Genomic DNA, 22,308 nt, shown 5'->3' with positions numbered 1-22,308 from the left:
GGTGGGAGACGCCGCGCGGGTCCTCCCGGTTGCCTTTCCCCTCAGTGGAGTTGACCTTCCGGGCTTGCCCTGCCGGTGTCGGCCCGCCGCCCTTTCGGGTGCTGGTTACAGCGTCTGTTCCAGGGCCGCGCGCTGGAGTGCCGCGAGGTCGGTGCAGCCCATGGTGGCGAGGTCGAGGAGGGCGTTGAGCTCCTTGCGGTCGAAGGGCTCGGCCTCGGCGGTGCCCTGGACCTCTACGAAGCGGCCGTCGCCGGTGCAGACGACGTTCATGTCGGTCTCGGCGCGGACGTCCTCCTCGTAGCAGAGGTCGAGGAGAGGCGCGCCGTCGACGATGCCCACGCTGACGGCGGCCACGGTGCCGGTGAGCGGGCGCCGGCCGGTCTTGATGATCTTCTTGCCCTGGGCCCAGGCGACGGCGTCGGCGAGCGCGACGTACGCGCCTGTGATCGCCGCGGTGCGGGTGCCGCCGTCGGCCTGGAGGACGTCGCAGTCGAGAACGATGGTGTTCTCGCCGAGCGCCTTGTAGTCGATCACTGCGCGCAGGGAACGGCCGATGAGCCGGCTGATCTCGTGGGTACGGCCGCCGATCTTGCCGCGTACGGATTCGCGGTCGCCGCGGGTGTTGGTGGAGCGGGGCAGCATCGAGTACTCGGCGGTGACCCAGCCTTCGCCGCTGCCCTTGCGCCAGCGCGGGACGCCTTCGGTGACGGAGGCGGTGCAGAAGACCCGGGTGTCACCGAAGGAGATGAGGACGGAGCCCTCGGCGTGCTTGCTCCATCCGCGTTCGATGGTGACGGGACGGAGCTGTTCGGGGGTGCGGCCGTCGATTCGTGACATGCAGCGAGCCTATAGGCAAGGGCTTTCCTGCTGTCTTTTGAGGGCTCGGTTCGCCTCCGGGCCCCTCTTTTTTGAGGCTCGGTTCGCCTCCGGGCGCTTTATGCCACTGTCGACGGTCGACCGTGCTCGGGTCCCTCGTACCTCGGGACCCTCCGCGCGCTCTCCCTTTCGACAGCGGCGCGCCCTTCGGCTCACTCGCCAGCGGCCGACAACAGCCAGAACAGGTCCGCAACCCAGGCGGCCGAAGTGACCGGAACCCGCATGGGCCCACCACAGCAGCCTGGGTTACGGAGACGTGCCGGTCCAGCACGACCGCCGGCGAGTGAGCCGAAGGGGCGCGTCGGTGCCGAAAGGGAGAGCGCGCGGAGGTTCGCGAGGAACGAGCGAATCGAGCACGGTCGACCGTCGGCATCGACAGAAAGCGCCCCGGAGGCGAACCGAGCCCTCAAAAAACCTCTTACATCATGTCTTCGATGTCTGCGGCGATGGGGTCCGCGTCCGTGCCGATGACGACCTGGATCGCGGTGCCCATCTTGACGACGCCATGCGCCCCGGCGGCCTTGAGAGCGGTTTCGTCGACGAGGTCCGGGTTGACGACCTCGGTGCGGAGGCGGGTGATGCAGCCTTCGACCTCTTCGATGTTGTCGAGCCCGCCGAGCCCGGCGACGATCTTCTCAGCCTTGGTGGCCATGGTGTTCTCCCTGACTGTCGCTCACTGTCACTTTCGTACCGCTTCGTCACGGTAACGCACAGTTGGACCATCTTCGCGGGCGCACCTTCACGTCGTACCCAATGATGACGATCACCGGCACCTCGCCCGCGACCGGCCGGCCCCGCGAGCCTACCGCAACTGGTCTACACCAGTCGGGCACCGCCACCGCCACCAGACGGAAGGACCCGATGAGCGGCGACAGCACTGCAGCGCCCGAGCCGCCACCGGCGAGGAAGTGGTGGAACGGGCTGTTCCAGGGGCTTCAGAAGATCGGGCGGAGCCTTCAGCTCCCGGTGGCCACGCTGCCGGCCGCGGGACTGCTGGTCAGCCTCGGGAATCTGTTCTCCGCCTATCTGCACGGACCGTTCTGGGACAAGACCGCGAAGGTGCTCAGCCTGGGCGGCGGCGCCGTTCTGGACGGGGCGTTCGGGCTGCCGCTGCTCTTCTGCATCGGCGTCGCGATCGGCTTCGCCAAGAAGGCGGACGGTTCGACCGCGCTCGCCGCCGTCGTCGGCTTTCTCGTCTACCACGGTGTCCTGGCCGCCTTCCCGGTCGGCGGTTCGGTGACCAAGGACCGGCCCGACGGTGTCCCGCAGAATCCGGGTGTGCTCGGCGGCATCCTGATCGGGCTGCTCACGGCGGTCGTCTGGCAGCGCTTCCACCGTACGAGACTGGTCGACTGGCTTGGTTTCTTCAACGGCCGCCGTCTGGTGCCGATCCTGATGGCCTTTCTCTGCACACTGCTCGGCGTGGTCTTCGGGCTGCTGTGGGAGCCGGTCGGGGACGGGCTGACCGCGTTCGCCAAGCGGCTCATCGATCTGGGCGCATGGGGAGCGGGCATCTTCGGGCTCGCCAACCGGCTGCTCATTCCGATCGGCCTGCATCAGTTCCTGAACACTTTCTTCTGGTTCCAGGCCGGTACGTACACCGAGCCGGACGGCACCGTCGTCATGGGCGATCTGACGCGGTTCTTCGCCGGGGATCCGACGGCGGGCCAGTTCATGTCGGGATTCTTCCCGGTCATGATGTTCGGGCTGCCGGCCGCCGCGCTCGCCATCGCGCACTGCGCGCGCCCCGAGCACCGCAAGCGCGTCGGCGGGCTGATGTTCTCCGTCGCGCTGACCTCGTTCGTCACGGGAGTGACCGAGCCTCTGGAGTTCTCCTTCATGTTCGCGGCGCCGCTGCTGTACGGAGCGCACGCGCTGCTGACGGGCGCGTCGATGGCGATCACCTGGGGGCTGGGCGTGCACGCGGGTTTCAGCTTCTCGGCCGGTCTGATCGACTATGTCGTGAACTGGCATCTCGACACCAAGCCCTGGCTGATCATTCCGATCGGGCTCTGCTTCGCGGTGGTGTACTACGTGGTCTTCCGCGCCGCGATCACGCTGTTCGACATTCCGACGCCCGGGCGGGAGCCCGAGGAGTTGGAGCGCGAGATCGAGCAGCAGAACACCAAGCCGTGAGGTCCGGCCATGGCCTGGGCCATAGCGGGCGGCCATAGCGGGCGGCCATGGCTGGCCGCTATGGCCCAGGCCACAGTTTTCGCAGGTTCCTTGTGCAACCCACACCGTGTTACAAAAGGTCTACACCACTGAGTGGTGTAGACCACGTGGCCGCGCGCGCCGCGTCCGGGCATTGGTTGGAGGAGCTTGATGAGTACGGCCGACGTCGCCTCCGCGGCGCAGCAGGATCCCGCGGCGCGGAAGAGCAGCCGGGCGATGGCGGTGATGCAGCGCATCGGCCGCTCTCTGATGCTGCCCGTGGCCGTACTGCCGGCCGGCGCCCTGCTGGTGCGCCTCGGCAACACCGACATGCTCGGCCGTGAGTCGTTCCCGGCGTTCATCACCAAGATCGCGGGCTTTATGGCGGCCGGCGGCAACGCGATCCTGGACAACATGCCGCTGCTGTTCGCCGTCGGCATCGCGATCGGCTTCGCCAAGAAGTCGGACGGCTCGACCGCGCTGGCCGCCGTCACCGGCTATCTGGTCTTCAAGAACGTCCTGGGCACCTTCACCGACTCCAATCTGCCCCAAGTGGCGACCGCCGTGAACGGCAAGGTCGTCATGGTGGACGCGCCCGTCGACGCGAAGGTCCTCGGCGGTGTCGTCATGGGCATCGTCGTCGCCCTGCTGTACCAGCGGTTCCACCGGACGAAGCTGCCGGACTGGGCGGGCTTCTTCGGCGGCCGTCGGCTGGTACCGATCCTCTCCGCCTTCGCCGGTCTGATCATCGGTATCGCCTTCGGCTATATCTGGCCGGTCCTCGGTACGGGTCTGCACAACCTCGGCGAGTGGCTGGTCGGCTCGGGCGCCGTCGGCGCGGGCATCTTCGGGATCGCCAACCGCGCGCTGATCCCGGTCGGTATGCACCATCTGCTGAACTCGTTCCCGTGGTTCCAGGCCGGTACGTACGAGGGCAAGAGCGGCGACATCCAGCGCTTCCTGGCGGGCGACCCGACGGCCGGGCAGTTCATGACCGGCTTCTTCCCGATCATGATGTTCGCCTTGCCCGCGGCCTGTCTCGCGATCACGCACTGCGCCCGGCCCGAGCGCCGCAAGGCCGTCGGCGGCATGATGCTCTCGCTGGCGCTCACCGCGTTCGTCACCGGTGTGACGGAGCCGATCGAGTTCACCTTCATGTTCATCGCGCCGGCGCTGTACGCGATCCACGCGGTGCTGACCGGTGTCTCCATGGCCCTGACGTGGGCGCTCGGGATGAAGGACGGATTCGGCTTCTCGGCGGGCGCGGTCGACTTCGGCCTCAACCTCGGTATCGCGACAAATCCGTGGGGGCTGGTGCTGGTCGGCCTGTGCTTCGCGGCTGTCTACTACGCGTTGTTCCGCTTCGCCATCGTCAAGTTCAACATCCCGACGCCGGGCCGTGAGTCCGACGAGGAACTCGCCGAGCTCCGGAAGGCCGAGGCCAAGTAGGCCGAGCAGGCCTCTCATCCGTCCCGTACGCCCCGCCGTTCTCAGGAACGGCGGGGCCGCCGCGCTGTCGGACAGGAACTGCCGGCCAGTCAGATGTCGTACACCGCGCCGGGAACGGCCAGTTCCGCGCGGCCCGCGTACACCTCGCGGGCATCGGCCAGATTCTGTTCGCCGTCCGTCCAGGGCGGGATGTGCGTGAGGACGAGCCTGCGCACCCGGGCGCGGGCGGCGTGGGCGCCTGCCTCGCGGCCGTTGAGATGGAGGCCCGGGATGTCCTCCTTGCCGTAGGTGAAGGCCGCCTCGCAGAGGAAGAGGTCCGTGTCCTCGGCCAGCTCGACCAGCGGCTCGCAGACGCCGGTGTCACCGGAGTAGGTGAGAGACCGGCCGCTGTGCTCGATACGGATGGCGAAGGTCTCTATGGGATGCGCGACCTTCTCCGTACGGACCGAGAAGGGACCGATGTCGAAGGAGCCCGGCTTGAGCGTGTGGAAGTCGAAGACCTCGCTCATGGACTTGTCCGTCGGAGTGTCCGCGTAGGCCGTGGTGAGGCGCTGCTCGGTGCCCTCGGGCCCGTAGACCGGGATGGCGTCGCAGCGTCCGCCGTCGAACCGGTAGTAGCGGGCGACGAAGTAGCCGCACATGTCGATGCAGTGGTCCGCGTGGAGATGGCTGAGGAAGATGGCGTCGAGGTCGTAGAGACCAACATGGCGCTGCAGCTCGCCAAGGGCGCCATTACCCATGTCGAGGAGCAGCCGGAAGCCGTCGGCCTCTAGGAGGTAGCTGGAGCAGGCGGATCCCGCGGAGGGGAACGAGCCCGAACAGCCGACGACGGTGAGCTTCATGGAGCGTGAACCTCCGTGGCGTGGAAGGGGGGCGACGGGGGTTGTGCGGTTTGTCGAGCGTAAAGCGCGAAACGGCTGGTCGCTCCTCCACAGCGGTCCGTTGTGGGAGAACTCACCTGCGCTGTCACCGGTTCGGATGGACGGTGATGGCCGGGTGACGGTGGGAGGACGGCGGCGTCGGGACGGGCCCGTACACGCGTCCGGACACACGTCCGGCCTCCGGCCCGGATCGGGCGGAGGCCGGTTGCGGGCTCCGGAAATCGAGAGTGGCGTCGGACGGCTGGTGCCCGGCTGCGGCCCGGCGTCAGGGCCGTGCCCGGCCCGGCATTACGGCCGTGTCCAGCCGTACGTCACGCCGGAAGGCCGTACGTCACACCGGAAGCCGGGCCCGGCGTTACGCCCAGAGCTGGCCGTGCAGTGTCTCGATCGCCTCTTCGGTGGTGGCCGCCGTGTAGACGCCCGTCGAGAGGTACTTCCAGCCGCCGTCCGCGACGACGAAGACGATGTCGGCGCTCTCGCCCGCCTTGACCGCCTTGCGTCCGACGCCGATCGCCGCGTGCAGCGCGGCGCCGGTCGAGACGCCCGCGAAGATGCCCTCCTGCTGGAGCAGTTCACGGGTACGGGTGACCGCGTCGGCCGAGCCGACGGAGAAACGGGTGGTCAGTACGGACGCGTCGTACAGCTCGGGCACGAAGCCCTCGTCGAGGTTGCGCAGCCCGTAGACGAGATCGTCGTAGCGCGGCTCGGCGGCGACGATCTTGATGTCGGGCTTCTGTTCGCGCAGGAAGCGGCCGACACCCATCAGCGTGCCCGTCGTACCGAGCCCGGCCACGAAGTGGGTGACGGACGGCAGGTCCGCGAGGATCTCGGGGCCCGTGGTGGCGTAGTGCGCGCCCGCGTTGTCGGGATTGCCGTACTGGTAGAGCATCACCCACGAGGGATTCTCGGCCGCCAGCTCCTTGGCGACCCGTACCGCCGTGTTGGAGCCGCCCGCCGCCGGCGACGGGACGATTTCCGCGCCCCACATCGTCAGCAGGTCGCGGCGCTCCTGGGAGGTGTTCTCCGGCATGACGCAGACGATGCGGTAGCCCTTGAGCTTGGCCGCCATGGCGAGCGAGATACCGGTGTTGCCGCTGGTGGGCTCCAGGATGGTGCAGCCCGGAGTGAGCCGTCCGTCCTTCTCGGCCTGCTCGACCATATGGAGGGCGGGCCGGTCCTTGACGGAGCCGGTCGGATTGCGGTCCTCCAGCTTGGCCCAGATCCGCACGTCGTCCGACGGGGACAGCCTCGGGAGCCGTACCAGAGGAGTGTTGCCGACCGCCGCCAGCGGGGAGTCGTACCGCATCAGACCGGGATCGCTTCGAGCGCGCCGCCGGCCACCGCGGGCAGGATGGTGACGCTGTCGCCGTCGGCGAGCTTGGTGGAGACGCCGTCGAGGAAACGGACGTCCTCGTCGTTGAGGTAGACGTTCACGAACCGGCGGAGCTGGTTGTTCGCGGCCGGGTCGATGAGCCGCTCCCGGATTCCGGCGTGCCGGGTCTCGAGGTCGGCGAACAGCTCGGAGAGCGTGTCGCCGCTGCCCTCGACGGCCTTCGCGCCGTCGGTGTAAGTGCGGAGGATGGTCGGGATGCGGACCTCGATGGCCATGGCATGGGCTCCTGTCGGGAGATGGCGTGACGGGCGCGCGGCTCGGGCCCCCGCGCGAGGGGGTTGTGCGGAGGACGGCGGGTACGGTGAGGAGCGCCCGGGGGCTGTGGCTGGTCGCTCAGCCGGCGGCGCTGTCGGGACAGATGGCACTGGCGAGGCGGCACAGGTCGACGTGCAGCCGCGCCACGAGCAGCGGGGTGCTCGGCGTCTTGTCGCTCACGTCGGTGAAAACCATGGGTTCATCGTATCGATTCCCGGTCCGCGTCCCGGTATGCGTTCTCGTATGGCGGACGTTCGGCGTTCGTCAGGCGGACGGCGGGAGATAGACGATGGTCGGAGCGCCGGTGACCGGATGGGTGGTGACCTCGGCGGTCACTCCGTAGACCGTCGCGAGCAGCTCGGGAGTCAGTACGGAGCGCGGTGTTCCGGAGGCGACGATCCGGCCGTGCTGGAGCACATGGATACGGTCGCAGTAGTACGCGGCGAGGTTCAGATCGTGCAGGGCGAGCAGATTGGTCGTGCCCGAGGCTCTGATCAGCGTGAGGACATCGAGCTGGTGGCGGATGTCGAGATGGTTGGTCGGTTCGTCGAGTACGAGCAGGGCCGGGCGCTGGAGGAGCGCGCGGGCGATGAGCGCGCGCTGCCGTTCGCCGCCGGAGAGCGAGGGAAAGGCCCGGTCCGCGAGGGCGGCGATCCCGACCTGGCCGAGGGCCGTGTCGGTGAGCGCGGTGTCGGCGGCGGTGTCGGCCTCCCAGAAGCGTTTGTGCGGCGAGCGGCCCATGGCGACGACTTCACGGACGGTCAGCTCGAAGTCGAGCCGGCCGTCCTGCGGCACGGCGGCGACGCGGCGGGCCCGCGCCTTGGCGGTCATGGTGTGCAGATCGTCGCCGTCGAGGAGGGCGTGTCCGGCCGTGGGCCGGAGCGTGCCGTACACACAGCGGAGCAGGGTGGTCTTGCCGCTGCCGTTGGGGCCGACGAGTCCGACGGTCTCGCCCGGCGCGGCGGTGAGCTCGGCGCGGTCGACGAGCAGCCGTCCGCCGGTCTCGTACGACAGCCCTTCGACGCGCAGCTCGGCGGCGGGTACGGACGTCCGCTCCGAGGCGCTCGCGGCACCTGCGAAGGCGCCTGCGGGGGCACCAGTGGAGGCGCTCATACGGGCGCTCCTTCCGGGCGGCGGCGCATCAGCCACAGGAACAGCGGCCCGCCGGTGAGCGCGGTGAGCACACCGACCGGGATGTCCTGCGGCGCGGCGACGGTACGGGCCGCGAGATCGGCGACGACCAGGACGACCGCTCCGCCCAGCGCCGCGACGGGCAGCAGCGCCCGGTGACCGGCGCCGACGGCCATCCGGGCGGCGTGCGGCGCCAGCAGCCCGATGAAGCCGACCGCGCCGCTCGCGGCCACCATCACGGCCGTGACCAGGGAGGCGAGGACGAAGACCGCGGCGCGGAAGCGCGAGGTGTCGAGACCGAGCACGGTCGCGCCCTCCTCGCCCGCCAGCAGCAGATCGAGCGGTCTGGCCAGCGCCATGAGCAGGGCGGTCCCGGCGGTGAGCGCGACGGCGGGCGGTACGAGCGTGGCCCAGCGGGCGCTGCCGAGGCCGCCCAGCGACCAGTACAGCGCCTCCTGGAAGTGCTCGGGCCTGGCGGAGACGACCAGGATGAGGGTGGTGAGCGCGGAGAGGATGTACGAGACGGCGACGCCCGCGAGCACGAGCCCGCCGCCGGTCATCGTGGAGCCGCGCCGGGCCAGCCCGTACACCAGCGCCAGCGCGAGGAGCGCGCCGGCGAAGGCGGCGGCCGGCATCGCGACGGTGGTGGTCACTCCGCCGCCGATGCCGAGGACCAGCACCAGCACGGCGCCGGTGGAGGCGCCGGAGGAGATGCCGAGCAGAAACGGATCGGCGAGCCGGTTGCGTACGAGCGCCTGGAGGACGGCGCCGACGACGGCGAGCCCGGCGCCGACGATCACACCGAGCAGCACTCTCGGCAGCCGTACGTCGAGCACGATGGTGCGGAACGGGCCGGGCTCCGCGCGGCCGGTCAGGATCGTGATCACCTGACCGGGCGGGATCCGTACGGAGCCGAGTGCGAGGCCCGCGACGACGGCGACGGCGAGCGCGGCGGCCAGGGAGCCGAGCACCAGGGTGCGGCGGAGCCGCCCGTGGGCACGGGCGGGCGCGGTGGCGCGTGTCATGGCGGCGCTTACTTCACGGACTCGGGATGGAGCTGGGCCGCGAGGCGTTCGACGGCGGCCGGTGCCCGTACGCCGAGGACCACGTCCGAGAGCGGCATGACGGCGAACCGCTGGTTCCTGATGGCCGGTATGTCCTTGAGGACCGGGTCCTCCAGCAGGCGCTTCTTCTTCTGTGCGACGGTGGTGGCGCCGTAGTCGTAGATGACGATGACCTCGGGCTCGCGCGCGACGACCTGTTCCCAGGTGGCGTCGCCGAAGGACTTGTCGAGGTCGGCGAAGACATTGCGCCCGCCGGCCAGCTCGATCAGCTCATTGCCGATGCCCTTGCCGCCCGCGGTGAAAGCGGTCTTGTCGCCGCTGTCGTAGACGAAGACGGAGAGCGGTGCGACGCCCTTCAGCTCGTCGGCGGTGGACGCGACGGTGGTGCGTGCGTCCGCGATCCACTGCTCGGCGCGGTCCTGGACGCCGAAGGTGCGGCCGGTCTCCTCGACCTCCCGGTAGACGTCGTCCATCGAGGTCGTGCCGTCCGCGCAGTTCTCCAGATTGAGCCGGGTGTTGATACCGGCCGCCTTGAGATCGTCGCGGCTGCGGCCGTCCTTGGCGTCGAAGGCGCTGGCGTATCCGCCGTAGACGAAGTCGGGATTCGCCGCGAGCAGTCTCTCCTTGGACGGATACTCCTCGGCGAGGACCGGGACGCTCTTGTACGCCTTCTCGTAGGCGGGCAGGATCCGGTCGTCCAGATAGGCGGTGCCGACCAGGGACTTCTCCAGGCCGAGCGCGAGCATGACCTCGGTGACGTGCTGGTTCATGGTGACCACACGCTTCGGCGGCGCCTGGTAGGTGGTCGTCACACCGCAGTTGGTGACGGTGTACGGAAAGCCGGGCGCGGCCTTCGCGGCGGGCCCGCCGTCCGCCGGCTCGGCGGCGTCCGTGGTGGTGCCACAGGCGGCGAGCGGGAGCAGTACGGCGATCGCGGCGGCGGATATGACGGCGGGCGTGAGCGCACGGCGGCGCCGGGACGGAACAGACACGGCTGGGCCTCCTCCGGGGGATTTCCGCGTCCCCTGGCTGGTGGGAGAAGGGCGGCAGGTCAGTTCCTGGCTGCCAAGCGGAGCTTGGTCACAGTGGCGGGACCGCGCCGGTTTCGCACCGGCTTCCTGGGTCCTGCCGCCCTGGTTCAGCCGTGAGTCTCTCAGACGATCTCGACGGGCTCCTCGGTGACCTCGCCGTCGACGATCCGGTACGAGCGGAACTGGAACGGGCCCGTGTCGTCCGTGTCCGCCGTCGAGACCAGCACATAGTGGGCGCCGGGCTCATTGGCGTAGGTGATGTCCGTACGGGACGGATAGGCCTCGGTCGCGGTGTGCGAGTGGTAGATGATCACCGGCTCCTCGTCGCGGTCGTCCATCTCGCGGTAGAGCTTGAGCAGATCCGCCGAGTCGAACTCGTAGAAGGTGGGCGAGCGTGCTGCGTTGAGCATGGGAATGAACCGCTCGGCCCGTCCGCTGCCCGCCGGGCCCGCGACCACTCCGCAGGCCTCGTCGGGATGGTCGGCTCGCGCGTGCGCGACGATCTGGTCGTGCAGGGCCTGGGTGATGGTGAGCATGAGGAGAATATAAACGGCCGCGCCGGACCGGAGACGGGCCGGTGCCGACGGGCCACGAAGGCCCTCGGATCAGTGAATCCGAGGGCCGACAGACGTACGGCCGCGGTATACGGGCCCGTACGCGCACGAGCCGAACCGTACGGTCAGGCTTGTACGGTCAGTCCGCCGCCGAGGCGTACTCCCGCTGGGCGCGCTCCGCGATCGCCGGGTCGCGCCGCTTCAGGAACTGCCAGCCGGCCGCCAGGCCCACCGCCCAGACCGCCGCCACATACAGACAGACCCGCGCGTCCTTGTCGTACGCGATCAGACAGGTGACGAGCGCCAGGAAGGCCACCGCGACCCAGCTGAAGAGCGCGCCGCCCGGCGCCGGGAAGGACGAGGCCGGCAGCCGGCCCGCCTCCACACCGCGGCGGTAGCGGATATGGCTGGCCAGAATCATCATCCAGGTCCAGATGCCGGCCGCGGTGGCCACGGAGGTCACATAGCCGAAGGCCTTCTCCGGGACGACATAGTTGAGGACCACACCGATGCCCATCAGCACGGCGGAGACGGTGATGCCGAGGGCCGGCGTCTTACGGGAGTTGAGCCTGCCGAAGACCGTGGGCGCCTCGCTGTTGGCGGCGAGGTCGCGCAGCATCCGGCCGGTGGAGTACATCCCGGAGTTGCAGGAGGAGAGCGCGGCGGTCAGTACGACGAAGTTGACGATGCCGGCCGCGAGCGGGATGCCCATCTTCTCGAAGGCGTGCACGAACGGGCTGTTGCCCGCGGAGAACTCGGTCCACTTGACGACGGCGAGGATGACGGAGAGCGCGCCGACATAGAAGACGATGATGCGCCAGGGCAGTGTGTTGATGGCCTTGGGCAGCGTCTTCTCGGGATTCTCGGACTCGCCCGCGGTCACACCGACCAGCTCGACGGCGAGATAGGCGAACATCACGCCCTGAAGAGTCATCAGGCTGGAGCCGATGCCGTTCGGGAAGATCCCGTCATGTGCCCAGAGGTTGGAGGCGGCGGCGGTCTCACCGGCGTCCGAGAAGCCGATGGTGAGGACGCCCAGACCGATGACGATCATGCCGATGATCGCGGTGACCTTGATCATCGAGAACCAGAACTCGACCTCGCCGAAGATCTTCACCGAGATCAGATTGACGCCGAAGAGGACCACCAGGAAGACCAGCGCGCTGACCCACTGAGGGATCTGCGGGAACCAGAAGTGGATGTAGATCGCGGCGGCGGTCAGCTCCGCCATCCCGGTGACGACCCACATCAGCCAGTACGTCCAGCCGGTGGCGAAGCCGAAGAACGGGCCGAGGAACTCACGGGCGTACTCCGCGAAGGAGCCCGAGACCGGCCGGTAGAGCAGCAGTTCGCCGAGCGCCCGCATGATGAAGAAGATCACGACGCCGGCGAGGGCGTACATGAGGATGATGCTGGGGCCCGCCTTGGCGATATTGGCTCCGGCGCCCATGAAGAGTCCGACACCGATCGCGCCGCCGATGGCGATCATCTGGACCTGGCGGCTGCCGAGTCCCCGTTCGTAGCCCTCTTCGGCCGGGCCGTCTCCGGTGGGTCCTGCCGTGGCGTGGTCACCGCCGTATTCCTTGTCGACCTGGGCAGAGGTCATGTCGTGCGCCCTTTCTCCATACCGATCAGCGCCGGACGTCGGCCGCGGACCGGTTCGTGATCCCCCCGGATACGGATGGAGTGCCGCCGGCGGTCGGCCGGCGAAGGCACCCCCGGGGACAGGGGTGGAGTCCCCGGGGGGCCGTGAAGATTTATCACGGCGACAGGGGTCACCGGCGGACGGTTCTGTGGCACAGCCCACAGGAAGAAGTGGAGGAATCAGGCCGCGAACCGCAAAGGTCGCCGGAGCGGTGACGTGATCGTTATGCCGAATTGAGCGTCAGTTGAGCGTACGGAAGAGGGCCGGACGGGGACCGCCGTATGACATCCCGGCGCCGCGGGCCCGGAAGATCCGGGCGGGCCGGTTCCTCGGTGTCACATCACCCGGACGGAGGAACGGGCGGCAGCCCCTCAAGGCATCAGGGCCCTCAAGGCATCGGGCCCTCAGGGCATCAGCGTTTCGACGAGCGACTCCTGGAGCGATCCGAGCCAGAGATACGCCATCACCATCGGCTTGCGCGGATCGGAGTCCGGCAGCCGGTACAGCTCGTCGCTCTCGTCCTCGTCCGTGACCTCCAGACGCGTACCGATCGTCAGCCGCAGATCGTTGAGCGCGCCGAGCCAGTGCAGACAGTCGTCGGGCGTCAGCTTGAGCACGGCGCCGCCCTCGCCCGCCGAGGCGAGCCCGTCCAGCGTACGGACCAGCGCCATCCCGTCCTCGCGCTTGCGGCCACGCAGATCGTTCTCCGTGAACCGTCTGAACTCGGCGGAGAACTCCTTGAGTTCGTCGTCGTCATCGCCGTACGCGTCCGGGAAGAGCCGGGCCAGCGCCGGATCCTCGGGCGGCTCGCTGGGGCCTTCGGCGAAGAGCGAGGCGAGCGGATCCTCGCCCTGGGCAGGCTCGTCACCGGGCCCGATCAGCTCCAGGAGCTGTACGGCCAGTGAGCGCAGGATCGAGATCTCGACCTCGTCGAGTGCGACGGCCGCGCCGCCGCCCGGGATCGCCTCGAACTGGCCGGCCATCAGATCCGGTCCTGGGAGAGAGTGGCCCAGAGCCCGAATCCGTGCATCGCCTGCACATCGCGCTCCATCTCCTCGCGGCTGCCGCTGGAGACGATCGCGCGGCCCTTGTGGTGGACGTCGAGCATCAGTCGGTGCGCCTTGTCCTTGGGGTAGCCGAAATAGGTCTGGAAGACGTAAGCCACATAACTCATGAGGTTGACGGGATCGTTGTGGACGATCGTCACCCACGGCACATCGGGTTCCGGGACGGCGAAGGTCTCCTCGGCCGATTCGGGGCGTTCGATCTCAGTGGGAGCAACACTCACGGTTCCGGACGACCTTCTTCTCTGCCGGGCTTCTCTGCCGGGTCATGGCTCTGCCACGTCACAGCGTCACATGACCCATGCTGCCACCAGGGACGGCGTGTCGCACAAACGGCCACGCAGAAATCGTCACTCTGACGAGAGGGCAGGGTAGAATTCTTGTTATGAACACAGCGGATCTTGGACTGCCGGTCGATGTCCCGTCGACCGCGCTCTTCACCGATCAGTATGAGCTGACGATGCTCCGAGCGGCTCTCCAGGCCGGTACGGCCGACCGCCGTTCGGTCTTCGAGGTCTTCACCCGGCGGCTGCCCGAGGGCCGCCGCTACGGAGTGGTGGCGGGCACCGGACGGGTCCTGGACGCCGTGGAGAACTTCCGCTTCGACACGGACGTCCTCGGCTTCCTGCGGGCCAACCGGATCGTCGACGAGGAGACGCTCGGCTGGCTCGCCTCGTACCGCTTCGGCGGCGACATCTGGGGCTATCCCGAGGGCGAGGTCTACTTCCCGGGCTCACCGATCCTGCGGGTGGAGGGCTCCTTCGCCGAGTGCGTGCTGCTGGAGACCGTGATCCTGTCGATCCTCAACCATGACTCGGCCATCGCCGCCGCGGCCTCGCGGATGTCGGCGGCGGCGGGCGGGCGCGGGCTGATCGAGATGGGCGCGCGCCGTACGCACGAGCTCTCCGCGGTCGCCGCGGCGCGCGCCGCGTATGTGGGCGGCTTCGACACCACCTCGGACCTGGCGGCCGGCTTCCGGTACGGCATTCCGACGGTGGGCACGAGCGCGCACGCCTTCACCCTGCTGCACGACAGCGAGCGCGACGCCTTCCAGGCGCAGGTGAACGCGCTCGGCCGCGGTACGACACTGCTGATCGACACGTTCGACGTGCCCGAGGCCGTACGGACCGCCGTGGAGATCGCCGGGCCCGAGCTGGGCGCCGTCCGTATCGACTCCGGCGATCTGCTGCTGGTCGCGCACCGGGTACGGCAGCAGCTCGACGAGCTGGGCGCGGTGAACACCAAGATCGTGGTCACCTCCGACCTGGACGAGTACGCGATCGCCTCGCTGGCGGCGGCGCCGGTGGACTCGTACGGCGTGGGCACCCAGCTCGTCACCGGCAGCGGTCAGCCGACCTGCTCCATGGTCTACAAGATCGTTGCCCGCGCCGCGTCCGCGGATCCGAAGGCGCCGCTCCAGCCGGTGGCGAAGAAGTCGCTGGGCGGGAAGACCTCGGTGGGCGGGCGCAAGTGGGCCGCGCGGCGGATGGACGCGCAGGGCTACGCCGAGGCCGAGGTGCTCGGCACCGGCGCGGTGCCGGCGGACCTGCTGGACCGGCAGCTTCTGGTGCAGCTCGTCAAGGGCGGCGAGATCGTGGCCCGGGAACCGCTGGATGTGGCGCGGTCCCGGCACTTCGCGGCGCGGGCCGCGCTGCCGGTGTCGGCGACGCAGCTCTCCCGTGGTGAGCCGGTGATCCCGACCGAGTACATATGAGCCGAATACAGATGAACCGAGTACATGGATGAGGCGTGCGGGGCGGTGGTGGCGGATGTCCGGCTCTTCCCGCGACGGTGGCGGAGTCTCTAGGCTCAGCACACCTTTCAGCCGCTCGTCCGGCCGACGCCCTCTCCCCTGGCCCTGCCCGCCGCTCGCCCGCACTTCCCTCGAAGGATGACCGTCATGCACCGCGTGTTGCTCGTCGTGGACGTACAGAACGACTTCTGTGAGGGCGGCAGTCTGGCGGTGACAGGAGGCTCCGAGGTCGCCGCCGCCATCACCGATCTGATCGGCCAGGCCTCCGCCGGATACCGGCATGTGGTCGCCACCCGGGACCATCACATCGACCCGGGCGACCACTTCGCCCACGCTCCGGACAGCCCCGACTTCGTCACCACCTGGCCGGTGCACTGTGTGGCGGGTACGGAGGGCGCGGGCTTCCATCCCAATTTCGCGCCGGCCGTCGCCTCCGGCGCGATCGGCGCGGTCTTCGACAAGGGCGCGTATTCGGGCGCGTACAGCGGTTTCGAAGGACTCGACGAGAACGGTGTCGGGCTCGCGGACTGGCTCCGGGCGCGTGAGGTCACGGACATCGATGTGGTCGGTATCGCCACGGACCACTGCGTCCGGGCGACGGCACTGGACGCGGCCCGTGAGGGCTTCGCCACGCGTGTGCTGCTGGATCTGACGGCGGGCGTGGCCGTCGAGACCACGGAGCGGGCGCTGGAGGAGATGCGGGCGGCGGGAGTGGAGCTGTCCGGCGAGAGCCGGTGGTCACGGCCCGTCTGACTCCGCCCGCCCCGCGCGGCACGCCTGAGGCGCCCTCCGACGGCTCCGCGCGCCCCGGCGACACCCCGGTGGCCAGAGGCCCGGCGACGGCGCGTAGAGCCCTCCTGGGGCCACCCGTACGCGGGCCCTGGCCCCGGACCTTCTAGTACCCCGGGTAACCCGCGCTCGCCGGGCCCGCCGCCGGGCGCAGGAGTGCTCGTATCGGCTGCCAGAGCTGTTCGCGGCACTCCGGTGTGGTGCGCCACAGCAGACCGTCCGGGTGGTGCAGCACCGCGGTGATCTCGTCCGGTGTCGGCGGCGCCGCGTTGCCGCGCAGATACACCGCGCGCAGCCCCAGATTCCGCAGCCTGGTCAGGGCGCGGGCGCGGTTGGCCGCGTGCACGAGGACGCGTACCGTACCGCCCTCGGCCGCCGGGCTGGGCAGGGTCAGTGCCACCACCACCGTGCCGTTCGGGAGCTTGCTGAAGCCTCCGGCTGCCATGTCCTTCATCTCCCCCGTGAGACATCCTGTCAATAAGAGAACCGTAGGACGCACCTAAACACGATCGGCCGCCGCCCGCTAGAGGGCGACGGCCGATCATGCTTTGACCTGCGGTTACTTCCGGTTACTTGTCGGAAGGAGCAACCTTGACCCGGATCGTCTGGCCTTCCGGCGACTCGCTGACGACGCTGATCTTGGTGTTGGTGTCAGAAACCTTGACGCTGGCGAGCGGGTTGTCCGCGTACCAGTACGTGCCCTTGCGGTCGTCGAAGACGGTGGCCGCGGGCAGCGAGGGAACCTGGACCGGAACGTTCGCCTTGTGCAGCGTCAGAGCGGACGTACGGGCCAGACCGAAGGTCGAGTCGTACGCCTGGATGCGGCTGCGCATCAGCGTGCCGTCCGCCCACCGCAGCGGAGTGGCGTGCGCGTCGATGGGCAGGACCAGACCCTCACCCGGGTGCACGCTGGTGTTGTTGTCCTTCTGCGAGGTGTCCCACAGCCAGATCAGCAGACCGGGCTGGTACGGGAAGTGCTCCACCTTGTTGTCGTTCGGCACCGTGAAGCCGAAGTTGTACGGGCCGACCTTGAGGGTGCGGTCGTACGAGACGTACTGACGGTTCTCGGCGATGTAGAACTGCTCGTACTCCTGCGTGAAGCCCTCACCGATGCGCGAGAAGCCGTTCGCGGTCCAGCCCGCGTCGTCGCCCTCGGCATTGTCGGAGAAGACCGTCGCGCCGTCCGCGGTCAGGGTGATCTCGTCCGCGGTGAAGCCCTTCGGGGCCACTCCGCCGTCCGTCTGGTAGCGGAAGCGCAGGTCGAACTTCTGGCCCGCGTAGGCGTCCAGCGGGTAGACGAGGTGCTTGTTCGTGCCCGAGACACCGGTCAGCGACGGCTTGTCGGCCGCGTCACGGGGAAGGGGCTGGCCGTCGGCCGTGCCGTCGAGCACCGTCCAGTTGGCGCCGCCGTCGGTCGAGACCTCGGTGTACAGGTAGTCGTACTCGGCCTCGATGTCCCACCAGCCCTGCAGCTCCAGCGAAGCCGAGGACTTGCCGGTCAGGTCGACCGGACGGGTGAGGGTGTTCTTGAGGTCGTCACCCATGTCGCTCCACCACTGCTTGGAGCCCTGGGCGGGCTTCACGACAGTCGTGGTCTTGAGCTTCTTGGGCAGGTCGACGATGAGCGCCTGCGGGTTCTTGGTGTTGTACGCCGAGACGCCCAGCCGGTGGTCGGACTTGGTCGCGGCCTTGGCCTGCTCGTAGTCGAGCCAGCCGAGCTGGAGCTTGTCCCAGGCGGTCATGTCGCCCGGCAGGTCGCCGATCGCGTCCTTGCCGGTGCCGAGCCAGGAGCCCGACGACATCAGCGTCCAGAAGGCGGTGGAGTTGTCACCACCCGCGGTGTCGTACAGGTCGGGCAGGCCCAGGTCATGGCCGTACTCATGGGCGAAGACACCGAGTCCGCCGTTCTCCGGCTGCATGGTGTAGTCGCCGACCCAGATGCCGGACGTACCGATCTGGGTACCGCCCGACTTGTTGTTCGCCGGGCCGGTGGTGCCGGCGCTGGTGCCGTACGCGTACCAGCGGTGCGCCCACAGGGCGTTGGTACCCTCGGCGCCGCCGCCGGCCGACTCGTCCTCGCCCGCGTGGACGACCTGGAAGTGGTCGATGTACCCGTCGGGCTCGTTGAAGTTGCCGTCGCCGTCGAAGTCGTAACGGTCCCACTGGTCGTACGCGGACAGCTCCGACTTGATCTGCGCGTCCGTCTTGCCCTTGGCCTTCTGGTCCGCGGTCCAGGCGGTGACGCCGTCACGCACCGCGTCCCAGGCGCTGGAGCAGGTGCTGGAGCCGCAGTAGTTGGAGCCGTAACGGGCCTCGTTGTACGGGACCTTGACCCAGTCGGAGACCGTGCCGTCGACCGAGTAGCGCCCGGAGGACGTCTTCTCGTAGTAGGTCTTCAGCGAGTCCTTCGGCCGGCCGTTCGCGTCGGTGCCCGTACCGAAGTACAGGTCCTGGAAGTGGGCCTGGTTGTAGTCGGCCTGCCAGGCGGTGGAGTTGTCCACCGTGCGGTCGGGCTCGGCTATCTCGTTGTGCTGCGGGCCGGGCGTGCCGCCGTACTTCACGACGGGCGGCAGGGGGCCGGCCCCGTCCCGGTCGTACATCGTGGTGTTGTCGACCGTGTCGCTGAACTCCACGAGGATGGTGAAGATCTTGTCGGTCTTCTCGCGGCCCAGCTCGACGTACTTCTTGCCGCCGAGCTTGACGACGCTGGAGCCGCCGCGCTTCTCGACCTTGGCCTCGCCGGAGATGACCTGTTCGAGCGCGGCCTCGCGCTCCTGTGACTGCTGCTTGCTGAACGGGCCTTCCAGGTCGTGTTCGACCTGCCCCTTCTGGGGCGCCGGATCACGGCGCTCGATTCCCGCGGGGCCGGATGCGGGGTTGTCCTCGGCCTGGGCCGTGGTGAAGGCCGAAGCCGTCGCGGCGGTCGCGGCCAGAGCCACGACCACCGCGGACATTCTTCTCGCCCGTCGGTTTCTGATCACTTGATGCTTTTCCTCCCCGGCGCACGCGATCCGCGGACCGGGAGTGAGGGATCCGCGCGCGTCTGCGTCATAAGTGACGACATTCGACCGGAGTTAAGGAAGAAAAGACAGACCTTGACTTGCACTGGTCAACTGCACTATACGGCGGCCCGGGTTCCGCTCTCCGGACCGCACGGACACGGAGGAATTCGGACAACAGGCGCACAATTCAAGCCCTTTGACGGACGGTGTGACTCGATGCGCCCCCTGTGCCGCGACACCGTGCGTTAGGTCACGCTTACTACCCGTTCCTCCCGGGCATCTCCCGTCGTAGAGTCGATGGGCAGTGCGAGCTATTCGCAACTGCCGCCCCCCGCTTGCGACTACGTGCGAAATACGCGAGACACCCCCCGAACCCGATGCTCCGAGGACGGATTCCGCCATGCCGCGTCCTACTGCCGCACAGCTCGCCTATGGTTCCGCCACCGTCGTCTGTTCCACGGTCGTCATGCTGCTGGTCTCCGGTATCACCACCGGCGCCGGTGTCGTGGTGATAGGGATCGCCGCACTCGCCCTGGGCCTGCTGGTCACGCTCACCGTGCCCGCGCCGGGCCGGGCCAGGGCGGCGGCGCGTTCGGCCGCCGCCGGATCCGCGCAGACCGAGGCGCCCGCCGCGCGGGTGCGCCGGGGCGGGGAGACACGGGTGCAGCCCTCACTGCGCCGCTGAGTCCCGGCGCGTGTTCCGGCCCGGCTGCTGCTCCGTCGCCACCACCACGACCGTCCTCGCGGCCTTGTCGTGCAGGCCCTGCCGGTAGGGCCTGCTGACCAGGATGCTCAGGATGATGACGGCCCACCAGACGACCAGACAGCAGAGCAGGGCCGGCAGCCAGAGCACGATCGCGCGCAGCAGCGCGCTGCCGGTGTCGGGCACCGCGCCGTTGTTGAGCATCGCGACACGCAGTTTCATCCAGCGTTTACCGAGAGTCTGCCCGGTTTTCCTGGTCATCAAGGTGTCGTAGCCGACGTATGCCACGACGGAGATGACCGACCAGAGCCACTGTGTTCCCGTATTCACCTGGTTGGTGAAGTCGCCCCAATTGCTGCTGTTCGCCTGTGCGTGCCAGTTTCCGAAGAAGCCGGACAGAATGGCCAGCGGAATGAAAATGATCAGGGCGTCGATGATCCGCGCCGCGAGCCGCTTGCCGAAGGGCGCGAGCGGTGGCATTCCGGCGAGCGGATCCGTACCGCCGAACGGGCTTCCGCCATAGGCGTTCCGGTCCTGGTCATAAGGAGACCCCGGAGGCTGACCGCTGTCGCCGCCGTAGGGAGAGCCATAGGGAGCGCCGTACGGCGAGCCGGGCGGCGGGCCTCCCGGCGGACCGGGCGGGCCTTCCGACGACGGGCCTCCCGATGGGCCTTCCGACGACGGCGGTCCCTGTGGTCTCTTCAGAAACGGGTCGTCGTCGGGTGACTGGCCGGGCGGCGGCTGATCGTTGCTCATGGGGGCAGTGCACCGCGCGGGAAAGAGGCCCGCAACGGATCACCCGCCGTTCGGAGCAGTCCGGGAGGCGCCCGGTCCGGGACGCTCGGTCTGAGACGGGCCCGGTCCGCGGCGGGCTCGGTCCGGGACGCCCGGTCCGCGGCGGTCAGCCGGCTACGAAGGTACGGGCCGCCTTGTCGTGCCAGCACTGCCGCCAGGGCCGGTCGACCAGACACCACAGCACATTGACGATGCCCACCACGAGCACGCCGAGGACGCCGTAGACGAGCCAGCGGCGCAGCGCGGCGCCGAAGCCCGGGGCCTCGTGGGACTCTATGTCGCGCACTTCGAGACCGCAGAGCTTCTTGCCCAGCGTCCGTCCCCACTTGGCGGTCGGCAGCGCTTCGTACAGCACGCCGAGGACCAGCAGCGCGACCAGCGCGGCTCCGAGATAACCGGCCGTCGTGGCGTCGATCAGCCAGACCGTGACGGTCTCACCGCTCCGCTCGGCCGCCTCGATCTTGGCGTCGATATGCGTACGTGCCCTGGAGAAGAGAGGGAGCGCGGCGGCGCCGACGAGCGCGCCCAGGACGACGGAGTCGATCAGCCGGGCCACGAACCGCTTGGCGAGTCCCGCGGGCCTGGCCGCGGCCTGGGCCCGCGCGGCCTGGAGGAACGGATCGTCGACCGGCGGCTTCCAGGGCACGACCGGCTGGTCGGGGCCGCCGGGCGTCATGGGCTGGGCAAGCTGGTGGACCTGCTGGGCCCAGGAGGCGGCGCCACCGCCGGCGCCGGAGGAGACCGGTGTGGCGGCGGGCGCGGCCGGCCCTTGTGGTGTGCCGATCTGACCGGGCGTCGGCTGGGAGGGCAGCTGAGGCTGGGGCTGGAATGGCGGCTGGGACTGGGGCTGGCGGCGCGCGGGCAGTGCCGTGCCCGTACTGGACGCGCCCTGGTTCAGCGCGCGGATCGCCATCGTGCCCTCGGCCTGGCCCGTCCGGCCTGCCGCGCCACCGGCGGCAGCGTCGTCATCCTTGGCGCGCCGGGCGGCACGCAGGGCGCGGAGAGCGACGGTGCTGTCCACAGGCGGCTGTCCTGTGTCACGCGCGCCCGTCGGACTTCCCGTATCGGCACCGGAGTCCTGGTCCGCGTCCGGCCGGTTCGGCTCCGCTCCGGGCCCGGCGCCCGGCCTGACGCCGCGTCGCATGGCACGGAGCGCGACCGCGCCCTCGGAGGACGGCGCGTCGTCGTCCGTACCGGGCCCGAGTGCCCGTACGCCGGGCAGCGCGCCGCCCGTCGGATCGCCGGGAACGGGCGGCGGGACCTCGTGGTGCGGCGCGGAGGAGCCGCTGCCCGCGGGCAGCGCCGGAAGACGGCCGGGACCGGGCGAGGGCGGTGACGCGGGCCCGGGGATACGGGGATCCTGGCCGCCCGCTCCCCAGGAGACACGCTCGTCGCGCTCACCGCCGAAGCCGGTCTGCCGCGAGGCGTCGGCCTGCCAGACGGACGCCGGCTCCGGCCGAGGCCCTCCGGGCGGCTCCTCGTCCAGAAAGACCGGGCCCGTCTCGTCCACGAAGGGCGCGGCGGAGGCGCCAGGAGCGGCGGGAGTTCCTGGCGTCGTCCCGTCGCCCTGAGGCGCGGGCCGGCTCGTACCGGGCACCCAGGCGGCGCCGTTCCAGTACCGGACGTATCCGGGGATGGACGGGTCTGGGTAGAACCCTTCCCGGGGTACGTTCCCGCCGTCACCAGGAGGAGTAGCCACTGACCCCAACTCCGTTCACTCACACCATGTTCAGCCAAGGAAGACATTAACGAAGAACTCAGATGCCTGA

At 69.3% G+C, this 22,308-nt stretch carries 22 protein-coding genes and 1 riboswitch; of the genes, 5 read left to right on the top strand and 17 right to left on the bottom strand.

Annotated features, from left to right (window positions below):
- Nucleotides 1-105 precede the first annotated feature (105 nt).
- Both rph and ACFV6H_RS30210 read right to left on the bottom strand, forming a co-directional pair.
- A complete protein-coding gene (gene rph / locus ACFV6H_RS30215; protein WP_384986474.1) occupies nt 106-837 on the bottom strand; it encodes a ribonuclease PH in 732 nt (243 codons plus the stop codon).
- Between the two features lie 457 nt (nt 838-1,294).
- Nucleotides 1,295-1,528, bottom strand: a complete 234-nt coding sequence (locus tag ACFV6H_RS30210) for a glucose PTS transporter subunit EIIB (protein ID WP_046508435.1) — start codon at nt 1,526-1,528, stop codon at nt 1,295-1,297.
- Nucleotides 1,529-1,737: 209 nt separating this feature from the next.
- Here ACFV6H_RS30210 and ACFV6H_RS30205 point away from each other — a divergent pair, with 209 nt between their 5' ends.
- On the top strand, nt 1,738-3,012 hold the full coding sequence (locus ACFV6H_RS30205; protein ID WP_385548463.1) for a PTS transporter subunit EIIC: 1,275 nt from the start codon (nt 1,738-1,740) through the stop codon (nt 3,010-3,012).
- Between the two features lie 189 nt (nt 3,013-3,201).
- A complete protein-coding gene (locus tag ACFV6H_RS30200) occupies nt 3,202-4,479 on the top strand; it encodes a PTS transporter subunit EIIC (RefSeq protein ID WP_385548459.1) in 1,278 nt (425 codons plus the stop codon).
- 89 nt (nt 4,480-4,568) lie between these two features.
- On the opposite strand, the gene ACFV6H_RS30195 is transcribed toward ACFV6H_RS30200, so the two are convergent.
- From ACFV6H_RS30195 to clpS, 11 genes are all read right to left on the bottom strand, one after another.
- Nucleotides 4,569-5,321, bottom strand: coding sequence for an MBL fold metallo-hydrolase (locus tag ACFV6H_RS30195; RefSeq protein WP_384986477.1), 753 nt, complete (start codon nt 5,319-5,321; stop codon nt 4,569-4,571).
- A 394-nt stretch (nt 5,322-5,715) separates the two neighbouring features.
- Nucleotides 5,716-6,666, bottom strand: a complete 951-nt coding sequence (locus tag ACFV6H_RS30190) for a PLP-dependent cysteine synthase family protein (RefSeq protein ID WP_384986478.1) — start codon at nt 6,664-6,666, stop codon at nt 5,716-5,718.
- The gene (locus ACFV6H_RS30185) at nt 6,666-6,968 is read right to left on the bottom strand and encodes a MoaD/ThiS family protein (protein WP_385548455.1); all 303 of its coding nucleotides are present in this window, start codon (nt 6,966-6,968) and stop codon (nt 6,666-6,668) included. Before ACFV6H_RS30185 ends, ACFV6H_RS30190 begins: the two co-directional genes overlap by 1 nt.
- 118 nt (nt 6,969-7,086) lie before the next feature.
- Nucleotides 7,087-7,203, bottom strand: coding sequence for a putative leader peptide (locus ACFV6H_RS30180; RefSeq protein WP_363085678.1), 117 nt, complete (start codon nt 7,201-7,203; stop codon nt 7,087-7,089).
- A 69-nt stretch (nt 7,204-7,272) separates the two neighbouring features.
- Nucleotides 7,273-8,121: an ABC transporter ATP-binding protein gene (locus ACFV6H_RS30175; RefSeq protein ID WP_385548450.1), complete on the bottom strand. Its 849-nt coding sequence runs from the start codon at nt 8,119-8,121 to the stop codon at nt 7,273-7,275.
- The gene (locus ACFV6H_RS30170; RefSeq protein WP_385548447.1) at nt 8,118-9,164 is read right to left on the bottom strand and encodes a FecCD family ABC transporter permease; all 1,047 of its coding nucleotides are present in this window, start codon (nt 9,162-9,164) and stop codon (nt 8,118-8,120) included. The genes ACFV6H_RS30175 and ACFV6H_RS30170 overlap by 4 nt, the downstream gene beginning before the upstream one ends.
- Nucleotides 9,165-9,172: 8 nt before the next feature.
- Nucleotides 9,173-10,195 carry an ABC transporter substrate-binding protein gene (locus ACFV6H_RS30165; RefSeq protein WP_385548444.1) on the bottom strand — a complete coding sequence of 341 codons (1,023 nt, stop codon included), beginning with the start codon at nt 10,193-10,195 and terminating at the stop codon, nt 9,173-9,175.
- A 39-nt stretch (nt 10,196-10,234) separates the two neighbouring features.
- Nucleotides 10,235-10,355: riboswitch (cobalamin riboswitch) on the bottom strand.
- Nucleotide 10,356: 1 nt separating this feature from the next.
- Nucleotides 10,357-10,770, bottom strand: a complete 414-nt coding sequence (locus tag ACFV6H_RS30160) for a Mov34/MPN/PAD-1 family protein (RefSeq protein ID WP_384778417.1) — start codon at nt 10,768-10,770, stop codon at nt 10,357-10,359.
- 157 nt (nt 10,771-10,927) lie between these two features.
- Complete coding sequence (locus ACFV6H_RS30155) at nt 10,928-12,394, bottom strand: amino acid permease (protein WP_384986482.1); 1,467 nt, start codon at nt 12,392-12,394, stop codon at nt 10,928-10,930.
- A 443-nt stretch (nt 12,395-12,837) separates the two neighbouring features.
- A complete protein-coding gene (locus ACFV6H_RS30150) occupies nt 12,838-13,416 on the bottom strand; it encodes a DUF2017 domain-containing protein (protein ID WP_093601700.1) in 579 nt (192 codons plus the stop codon).
- The gene (gene clpS, locus ACFV6H_RS30145) at nt 13,416-13,721 is read right to left on the bottom strand and encodes an ATP-dependent Clp protease adapter ClpS (protein WP_093601698.1); all 306 of its coding nucleotides are present in this window, start codon (nt 13,719-13,721) and stop codon (nt 13,416-13,418) included. The genes ACFV6H_RS30150 and clpS overlap by 1 nt, the downstream gene beginning before the upstream one ends.
- Before the next feature lie 161 nt (nt 13,722-13,882).
- On the opposite strand from clpS, the gene ACFV6H_RS30140 reads away from it, so the two are divergent.
- Nucleotides 13,883-15,211 (top strand): nicotinate phosphoribosyltransferase, encoded by a 1,329-nt coding sequence (locus ACFV6H_RS30140; RefSeq protein ID WP_385548439.1) that lies wholly within the window; start codon nt 13,883-13,885, stop codon nt 15,209-15,211.
- Nucleotides 15,212-15,397: 186 nt separating this feature from the next.
- Entirely contained in the window at nt 15,398-16,003 is a 606-nt protein-coding gene (locus ACFV6H_RS30135; RefSeq protein WP_385548435.1) for a nicotinamidase, read from the top strand.
- A gap of 142 nt (nt 16,004-16,145) precedes the next feature.
- Here the strand turns inward: ACFV6H_RS30135 and ACFV6H_RS30130 are convergent, their stop codons facing one another.
- Both ACFV6H_RS30130 and ACFV6H_RS30125 read right to left on the bottom strand, forming a co-directional pair.
- Nucleotides 16,146-16,484, bottom strand: a complete 339-nt coding sequence (locus ACFV6H_RS30130; RefSeq protein WP_384778434.1) for a hypothetical protein — start codon at nt 16,482-16,484, stop codon at nt 16,146-16,148.
- A 124-nt stretch (nt 16,485-16,608) separates the two neighbouring features.
- Nucleotides 16,609-18,993 carry an immune inhibitor A domain-containing protein gene (locus tag ACFV6H_RS30125; RefSeq protein ID WP_385548431.1) on the bottom strand — a complete coding sequence of 795 codons (2,385 nt, stop codon included), beginning with the start codon at nt 18,991-18,993 and terminating at the stop codon, nt 16,609-16,611.
- Nucleotides 18,994-19,441: 448 nt separating this feature from the next.
- On the opposite strand from ACFV6H_RS30125, the gene ACFV6H_RS30120 reads away from it, so the two are divergent.
- Nucleotides 19,442-19,726: a hypothetical protein gene (locus tag ACFV6H_RS30120; protein ID WP_385548428.1), complete on the top strand. Its 285-nt coding sequence runs from the start codon at nt 19,442-19,444 to the stop codon at nt 19,724-19,726.
- On the opposite strand, the gene ACFV6H_RS30115 is transcribed toward ACFV6H_RS30120, so the two are convergent.
- Both ACFV6H_RS30115 and ACFV6H_RS30110 read right to left on the bottom strand, forming a co-directional pair.
- Complete coding sequence (locus ACFV6H_RS30115; RefSeq protein WP_385548425.1) at nt 19,712-20,500, bottom strand: RDD family protein; 789 nt, start codon at nt 20,498-20,500, stop codon at nt 19,712-19,714. The two genes, ACFV6H_RS30120 and ACFV6H_RS30115, sit on opposite strands and share 15 nt — an antisense overlap.
- A gap of 145 nt (nt 20,501-20,645) precedes the next feature.
- Complete coding sequence (locus ACFV6H_RS30110) at nt 20,646-22,238, bottom strand: RDD family protein (RefSeq protein ID WP_385548422.1); 1,593 nt, start codon at nt 22,236-22,238, stop codon at nt 20,646-20,648.
- Nucleotides 22,239-22,308 lie beyond the last annotated feature (70 nt).

Origin of the sequence: Streptomyces sp. NPDC059743 (genome assembly GCF_042732975.1) — a bacterium.
Lineage (GTDB): Bacteria > Actinomycetota > Actinomycetes > Streptomycetales > Streptomycetaceae > Streptomyces.
The sequence above is the reverse complement of the archived record's forward strand: the minus strand, read 5'-3'. Positions and strand labels throughout refer to the sequence as shown.

Bases quoted from the DNA above. Each gene is read 5' to 3' on its own strand.
- ACFV6H_RS30125 (WP_385548431.1), bottom strand. From the start codon at position 18,993: ATGTCCGCGGTGGTCGTGGCTCTGGCCGCGACCGCCGCGACGGCTTCG.
- ACFV6H_RS30190 (WP_384986478.1), bottom strand. From the start codon at position 6,666: ATGCGGTACGACTCCCCGCTGGCGGCGGTCGGCAACACTCCTCTGGTA.
- ACFV6H_RS30135 (WP_385548435.1), top strand. From the start codon at position 15,398: ATGCACCGCGTGTTGCTCGTCGTGGACGTACAGAACGACTTCTGTGAG.
- ACFV6H_RS30115 (WP_385548425.1), bottom strand. From the start codon at position 20,500: ATGAGCAACGATCAGCCGCCGCCCGGCCAGTCACCCGACGACGACCCG.
- ACFV6H_RS30140 (WP_385548439.1), top strand. From the start codon at position 13,883: ATGAACACAGCGGATCTTGGACTGCCGGTCGATGTCCCGTCGACCGCG.
- ACFV6H_RS30120 (WP_385548428.1), top strand. From the start codon at position 19,442: ATGCCGCGTCCTACTGCCGCACAGCTCGCCTATGGTTCCGCCACCGTC.
- ACFV6H_RS30205 (WP_385548463.1), top strand. From the start codon at position 1,738: ATGAGCGGCGACAGCACTGCAGCGCCCGAGCCGCCACCGGCGAGGAAG.
- ACFV6H_RS30155 (WP_384986482.1), bottom strand. From the start codon at position 12,394: ATGACCTCTGCCCAGGTCGACAAGGAATACGGCGGTGACCACGCCACG.
- ACFV6H_RS30210 (WP_046508435.1), bottom strand. From the start codon at position 1,528: ATGGCCACCAAGGCTGAGAAGATCGTCGCCGGGCTCGGCGGGCTCGAC.
- rph (WP_384986474.1), bottom strand. From the start codon at position 837: ATGTCACGAATCGACGGCCGCACCCCCGAACAGCTCCGTCCCGTCACC.
- ACFV6H_RS30170 (WP_385548447.1), bottom strand. From the start codon at position 9,164: ATGACACGCGCCACCGCGCCCGCCCGTGCCCACGGGCGGCTCCGCCGC.
- ACFV6H_RS30195 (WP_384986477.1), bottom strand. From the start codon at position 5,321: ATGAAGCTCACCGTCGTCGGCTGTTCGGGCTCGTTCCCCTCCGCGGGA.
- ACFV6H_RS30180 (WP_363085678.1), bottom strand. From the start codon at position 7,203: ATGGTTTTCACCGACGTGAGCGACAAGACGCCGAGCACCCCGCTGCTC.
- ACFV6H_RS30150 (WP_093601700.1), bottom strand. From the start codon at position 13,416: ATGGCCGGCCAGTTCGAGGCGATCCCGGGCGGCGGCGCGGCCGTCGCA.
- ACFV6H_RS30185 (WP_385548455.1), bottom strand. From the start codon at position 6,968: ATGGCCATCGAGGTCCGCATCCCGACCATCCTCCGCACTTACACCGAC.
- ACFV6H_RS30175 (WP_385548450.1), bottom strand. From the start codon at position 8,121: ATGAGCGCCTCCACTGGTGCCCCCGCAGGCGCCTTCGCAGGTGCCGCG.
- ACFV6H_RS30130 (WP_384778434.1), bottom strand. From the start codon at position 16,484: ATGGCAGCCGGAGGCTTCAGCAAGCTCCCGAACGGCACGGTGGTGGTG.
- ACFV6H_RS30160 (WP_384778417.1), bottom strand. From the start codon at position 10,770: ATGCTCACCATCACCCAGGCCCTGCACGACCAGATCGTCGCGCACGCG.
- ACFV6H_RS30200 (WP_385548459.1), top strand. From the start codon at position 3,202: ATGAGTACGGCCGACGTCGCCTCCGCGGCGCAGCAGGATCCCGCGGCG.